The sequence below is a fragment of the Limibacillus sp. genome, from assembly GCA_037379885.1.
Lineage (GTDB): Bacteria > Pseudomonadota > Alphaproteobacteria > Kiloniellales > CECT-8803 > JARRJC01.
In genome coordinates, this window is sequence record JARRJC010000079.1 from 1 (window position 1) to 6,239 (window position 6,239).

The window sequence follows — 6,239 nt, forward strand, 5'->3', positions numbered from 1 at the left end:
TTGGTGAAGGGGTCGGTGTCGGCGCGCATGTCGCAGGTGAAGTGCTGCGTCGCGGAGACCTGCACCAACTCGAACCCGGGCGCTTGCGCCAGCCTCCCGGCCGTCTTCGTTTCGGGCGAGCCGATGGCGTCCAGGGTGTTGGACAGGAGCCCGGACATCCTGGCGTTTGGGTCGGCGATGTTGAGCAGTTCCACCTCGTCGAAGTGACCCTGATCGTCGCGGTAGAAATTGGCGAACTTGCGCCCCAAGTATTGAACGCCCGGCTGGAAATCCTCCATCACGTAGGGGCCGGTGCCCACGCCCGCGGACCAATCCTCCGCACCCTCTTGTCCGATGATCATCGCAAAGGAGGAAAGGTGAGTCGGAAGATCGAAATTGATCTCCTTTTGCTTAATGACCACGGTTTCCGGCCCGTCGGCGCGAAGCTCCTCGAAGTTCTGGACGATCTGCTGAGCCTCGGCGACGCGGTTGTTCTCGTCGAGGTGTTGCTTCAAGGACCATACGACGTCCTCCGCCGTCAGCGTCTTGCCGTTATGGAACTCCACGCCCTTGCGAAGCTTGAAGACCCAGTTGCCGTCCGCCTGCCCTTCCCAGCTTTCCGCCAGGCTCGGTTGGGGAGCGCCGTTCTCGTCGATCTCGGTCAGCGTGTCGAAGCTGGACAGGATGGAAAGGGTCGGATGATCCGCCCCATTCATCTCCAGCGGGTTCAGTGTGTCGGAGGTCGCTCCGCCATCGGAGGCGGCGCGAAGGGAACCGCCTTTCTTGGGCGTGGCTGCCTCAGCCTCTCGCCACAACGACCCCGCGACGGCGGCCGACAGGCCCACAGTCGCCGTGGCCTGCATGAAATCTCGGCGGGAAATGCCAGAGGCTATCCAATTCTTTAACTGGAATTTTTTGCGGTCTTCCATCTTGAAGTCCTTCCCTGTGAAGCAGATCAGGAGGAGATCATTCCTCTAAGAACAGAATTTGACAATAAAATTCTTTTCTCATTGCGATTTCAGGTGCATGATTCCATCAGATTATTAATGATCCCAGCAGGGTGCCGAGGAACGGAGGGACGGTAGGAATGAAGAAGGAAAAGGTTCAAGCCATGGCTAGGAACCTCTTGTCCTTGGGTTCGGAGTTGCGCCAGCTACGCAAAGCTCGGCAGATGACCTTGAAGGACTTGAGCAAAGCCAGCGGCGTTTCCCTCAGCCACCTTAGTGCGATTGAACGCGCCGCATCTCAGCCCTCGATGGAAGTCTTGGGAGACATCTCCGCCGCTCTATCCGTGACCCCGGATTGGTTCTTCGCCCGGCGGTCCGGCGCTGGGCCCATGGAGCAGGCCTACGTGGTCAGGGCGCAGAATCGGCGAAGCCTGAACTCTCTCTATGGTCAGGATGTTCAGGAGCTGGGCTACACCGACATGCTGCTCTCAAGTTCGATCGGGGGTGACTTCTACATGGGGATGGCGGTCTACGCTCCCTATTCGGAAAAGCCGGATGATCCTCTCCAACGGCATGAGGGAGAGGAGCATGGGATCGTGATTGAAGGTGAGTTGGAGATGCAGATAGGCGACGAGGTCATGACTTTGCGCGAAGGTGACAGCTACAGCTTCGATGCCCGCATCCCGCATCACGCCCGGAACCGCCAGAGTCGGCCGTGCAGGCTTATCTGGGCCGTCTCACCGGTCGTTATCCCTAAGGATGTAGTCGTCAAAGATCAGCCTCGAGAAGAACCCTTCAAAAAGGTCACCAAGGCGTAGAGCCCCTGATCGATTTTGTATGTCCGCTATTAGCCAGAAGCGGACATTGGAGTCCTCGCTCTATTCGTCAGGCAGCGGTACAGGGTCGTCGGCCTGGGTCCTAAGATAAGCGATCAGAGCAATGCGCTTCTCACGGTCTCTCTCTACCCCAAAGTACTTGTTAACCGTGCCGGGAACCCGCCCGAAGACGTCAGAGATATAACGGTTGAGTTCCTCAAACGTCCAGGTGCCGGTCTGGGCCTTCATTGCAGGTGAAAATGTGAAATTGCTTATCGTCGCCTTGGGTCGCCCCACTACATTCCAGAGCGACGGTCCCCGCCTACCCCCCTTGTTGGGGATGAAGGTGTGACATGGGGTGCATTTCCGGGCACGCGATTCTCCGAGTTTCAAATCGGCTTTTTTGAGTTCACCGGGTTGGATCGGTTCAACAGGCCACGGGTTCGCCCCTTTCTCTTTCAAGAACTCGGCCACCTCCAGATGCCCCTTTAAAGCCGCAAAGTGGTTAGCCATTGCATGGCCGCGGAAATCGGTACGAGCTGTTACGTCGGCGCCGTAATCCAGAAGTAGCTGAACGATCTCCATAGAGCCATTGTAGGCAGCGTCGTGGAGCGGGGTTTTGTTCTGCTCCGCGCCTACGAGATTAGGATCGGCGCCTCGCTCTAGAAGCAGACGCACGATCTCGACGTCTCCATGCCTTGCTGCGATATGGAGCGCTCCTCCATTCCGGGTGAGACCGTTAGGATCAGCGCCGTGATCGAGGAGCAGCGTCACGGCATCGATGTGACCTCCCCGAGCAGCAAAGAATAAAGGCGAAAAGCTCCCATCTGGATTGGGGTCGGCGCCCTCTTCGAGCAGCGTCTTGAGCGCGGCAACGTCACCCGCTCCGGCGGGTTTCATCAATGGGCCCGCCGCTAAAATAGGAGTTACCCAGAATGCTGCTGGAAGAAGGCTAAAGAGCAGGGGAATAACGCTTAGTCTGGCCATGATAAACGTCCCGGAAACAGAACCGAGCCATCAATCCCACGCTCATGGTCTAGGTGTTTATCAGATTCTTTATTTTCAGAATGATGACACACCTAGGCACTGGGGACCAAACGAACGCCGTCCCTGCAAGGATCGGGAACTAAAGCGGCCTTACCGCTTATCTCGAGTGGATGAGGATCTTGTCCGCTTCTAGCCAAGAGCGGACGAACTGACCAAGCATCGTCCCGAAACACTGAAGGCGCCCAGCGTTGGATTAGAACGAAGGATTGACTACGAAAGCCGCCTTTCGATACGGCTGACCTTGCGCTGCTCGAGTATTGCTTCCCCACGCCATTCCACCTCAATGAGACCATCAAGTAGAAATTCGTCATCGGAGCAGGTAGTTCGGAGCCAAGACCGAACCTCAGCGATGCCTTCTTTGCGGTGCAGTATCAAGCGGTGAAAGAAGATGCTCTCCGCAGATGTTGGTACGCCCTCTCGGATCTTCTGCGTTGAACGTGTTTCGTGAGAAATCGACAGGCGGATGTCGTGATGATGGGCCGTGGTGAGAGGTTGGTGCCACTCAACCGTGACCTCTCCGTTCGGTGTTTCTGAGCGTGACCGCTTCAACGCAGCGGCGCCAGAGTTGTTGAGCCCCGGCGAAGATGACTGATCCAGGGGAGGTGGGAGGAATTCACTCAAAGGTTTTGGCTCGTTTCTCATCACCGGCAGATTGACGACTCCATCGTGGATCTGGAGCGCCCCATACTCTGGAGGTGTCCAAACCAACGGCCAATAGGAAGCGCCTATCGCCAGCCGGATGCGATGACCAGCCTTGAAACGGTAGGCCTTCGTATGGAAGCGAAGAACAACACGGCGCCGCTCGCAGGACCATGGCTCGCGGGGCTCATCGAACACCTCGTCGAGCGCGAGGTTGAGCATCGAAAGCCCTACCCGGGCCGAAGTGCCAGCCGGGGATACGTCGTTCAGGCGCAAGCAGAATTGGCTTCTTGGGAGTGATGCCGACAGCGACAGTTCGACCTCGACGCTGCCATAGATGACGAGGTCTTCCTCCAGCGGAGGGGTCTCAAAACAGATGGCTCGAGCGTCGTCCTCCCGTTGGTCCAGCGGCAGCCCGCCGTGGCGCCCGAAGTAGCCAGTGTCTCCTGACGCTAAGCCATGCAGCAGGTTCCCGGGAATCCGCCAGCTTTGAGCAGCCTTCGGCGTGTCGTCGCTCAACCGACCTGCATCGGCGAGGAACAGGGGCCTGATCTCTATCTCGCCCTTCGGAGGACCGCTCTCGATCCAGGCGCCGTTCCTCTGGGCCAAAGAGTCCTGAGGAGGATCGAACTCCCGCAGCCAGACACGGAGCTTTGGCCAGCGGGGCTCGCTGGGCGAATCGCTTTTTAGCCAGTGATCCCACCAGTCCAGCGCCACCTCCTGAAAGCCGATCGCGGGTCCAGGTTGCCCCTGATCCGGATAGTGATGCCCCCAAGGGCCGACGATTCCCCAAACCTTCTCTGGGCAAGCGTCTACGAGCGACATGACAGAGTTTGAATAGCGGTCCGACCAGCCCCCGATGGCCAACACGGGACAGTTGATACGACCCACCTCGTGCTTGACCGAGCCCCGGCGCCAATAGCTTCCCCGGGCTTCTTCGCGAACCCACGTCTCTATCGGAAACGGCAGGTTCTCAAGTCTTCTTTCCCAGCGCTGAAACCAGTCGTCTCCGCTTTCTGGAGAGGGCGGGAGGGCTAGGATTGCCGGCAGTGTAGCCCCCCACTCGAGGCTGTCGTTTAGAAGGCATCCGCCTTTATGGTGAATGTCGTCTTCGTAGCGGTCATGAGTCGCACAGACCGCGATGACCGCCTTCAGCGCCGGAGGGGCGTCGAGGCTTGCCTGCAAGCTCGCGGTTCCGCCCCAGGAGGTGCCAAACATTCCGACCCGCCCATTGCACCATTCTTGTCGGCCTATCCATTCGATGACCTCCCGGGCGTCGCGTAGCTCCTCCTCGGCGTACATATCGGACATAACGCCGTCGCTGTCGCCGGAGCCGCGGATATCCACGCGCAAAGAGGCATAGCCGTGCCGCGCGAGCCAGGGATGATTCCGCTCGTCCCGGGCGCGCACCATGTCGCCCTTACGGTAGGGAATGTACTCGAAGATCGCGGGAACGCCCTCGGCCCCGATATCCGGCGGCATCCAGATTCGGGCGGCCAAACGCACGCCGTCGGACATGGGAATCCAAAGGTGCTCGATGGTCTTTACAGGCGTGGCAACGGCGGACAGGTCGGTCATCGGTACGCCCACGGATGCGGCGATGAAGAGAGCCAGCGGGCGCCCCTATTGAGTGCGCCCGCAGCCAGTGTCAGGCGAACCACCAGCGGCGCGGCAGTCGACTGTCGTCCATCCGGCGGCTTACGCCGACCGGTCCATGACCCAGTTTCTGAGAGTGACCGATCAGGATGTTCGCGAAGGCGAAAACGACCGTCCCGCTCTCTTCGTAGAACAGGCGTTGCGCCTCATGGTACATATCGCGCCGCTTGGCTTCGTCAGGTTCGGCGCGGGCGGCCACAAGCAGGTTATCGAACGTCTCGTTCTTGAAGTAGCTGGAGTTCCAGTCGGAGTCCGACGTGTAGGTGGAACTCAGCATCCAATCGACGGTGGGCCGGCCGTTCCAATAGACCATGCACCAGGGGGCCTTGAGCCATACATCGGACCAATAGCCGTCCGCCGGCCGACGGTCCACCTCCACATTGATGCCCGCCCTGCCCATGCTCGCCTGCATGAGAACGGCCGCGTCGACCGCACCGCCGAACGCGCCGTCGCTGGTCGAGAGCGCCAGATCGACGCTTTCGTAGCCGGCCTGCTTGAGGTGGTAGCGCGCCTTGTCGGGATCGAACTCACGCTGCTCCAGTTGGTCGTTGTAGAACTGCTGTCCCCGGCTGATCGGCAGATCGTTACCGATAGTCCCGTAGCCGCTTAGCACCTTGTCGACGATCTCCTGCCGGTTGACGCCCCACTTCACGGCCAGCCGCAGTTGCTTGTTGGTGAAGGGGTCGGTGTCGGCGCGCATGTCGCATGTGTAGTGTTGCGTTGCTGAGACCTGGACCAACTCGAACCCGGGCGCGCGCGCCAGCCTCGCCGCCGTTTTTGTCTCCGGCGAGCCGATGGCGTCCAGGGTATTGGACAGGAGCCCGGACATCCTGGCGTTCGGATCGGCGATGTTGAGCAGTTCCACCTCGTCAAAATGGCCCTGATCCTCGCGGTAGAAATTGGTGAACTTGCGTCCTAGGTACTGCACGCCTGGCTGGAAGTCCTCCATCACGTAGGGGCCGGTGCCCACGCCTGCGGACCAATCCTCTGCACCCTGTTGTCCGATAATCATCGCAAAGGAGGAAAGGTGAGTTGGAAGATCGAAATTGATCTCCTTTTGCTTGATGACCACTGTTTCCGGCCCGTCTGCGCGAAGTTCCTCGAAGTTCTGGACGATCTGCTGAGCCTCGGCGACGCGGTTGTTCTCGTCGAGGTG

5 protein-coding genes are annotated in these 6,239 nt (G+C 59.4%); 1 reads left to right on the forward strand and 4 read right to left on the reverse strand.

Features of this window, described 5'->3' with window-relative positions; genetic code table 11:
* On the reverse strand, positions 1 to 842 hold an 842-nt coding region (locus P8X75_14175), incomplete at its 3' end, for an ABC transporter substrate-binding protein (GenBank protein MEJ1996331.1).
* 224 nt (positions 843 to 1,066) lie between these two features.
* Here P8X75_14175 and P8X75_14180 point away from each other — a divergent pair.
* Positions 1,067 to 1,744 carry a cupin domain-containing protein gene (locus P8X75_14180; GenBank protein ID MEJ1996332.1) on the forward strand — a complete coding sequence of 226 codons (678 nt, stop codon included), beginning with the start codon at positions 1,067 to 1,069 and terminating at the stop codon, positions 1,742 to 1,744.
* A 60-nt stretch (positions 1,745 to 1,804) separates the two neighbouring features.
* Here the strand turns inward: P8X75_14180 and P8X75_14185 are convergent, their stop codons facing one another.
* The 3 genes from P8X75_14185 to P8X75_14195 form a co-directional block, all read right to left on the reverse strand.
* Positions 1,805 to 2,728: an ankyrin repeat domain-containing protein gene (locus tag P8X75_14185; protein MEJ1996333.1), complete on the reverse strand. Its 924-nt coding sequence runs from the start codon at positions 2,726 to 2,728 to the stop codon at positions 1,805 to 1,807.
* Between the two features lie 270 nt (positions 2,729 to 2,998).
* A complete protein-coding gene (locus P8X75_14190; GenBank protein ID MEJ1996334.1) occupies positions 2,999 to 5,005 on the reverse strand; it encodes a CocE/NonD family hydrolase in 2,007 nt (668 codons plus the stop codon).
* Between the two features lie 70 nt (positions 5,006 to 5,075).
* A partial coding sequence (locus tag P8X75_14195; protein MEJ1996335.1) for an ABC transporter substrate-binding protein occupies positions 5,076 to 6,239 on the reverse strand: 1,164 nt, incomplete at its 5' end.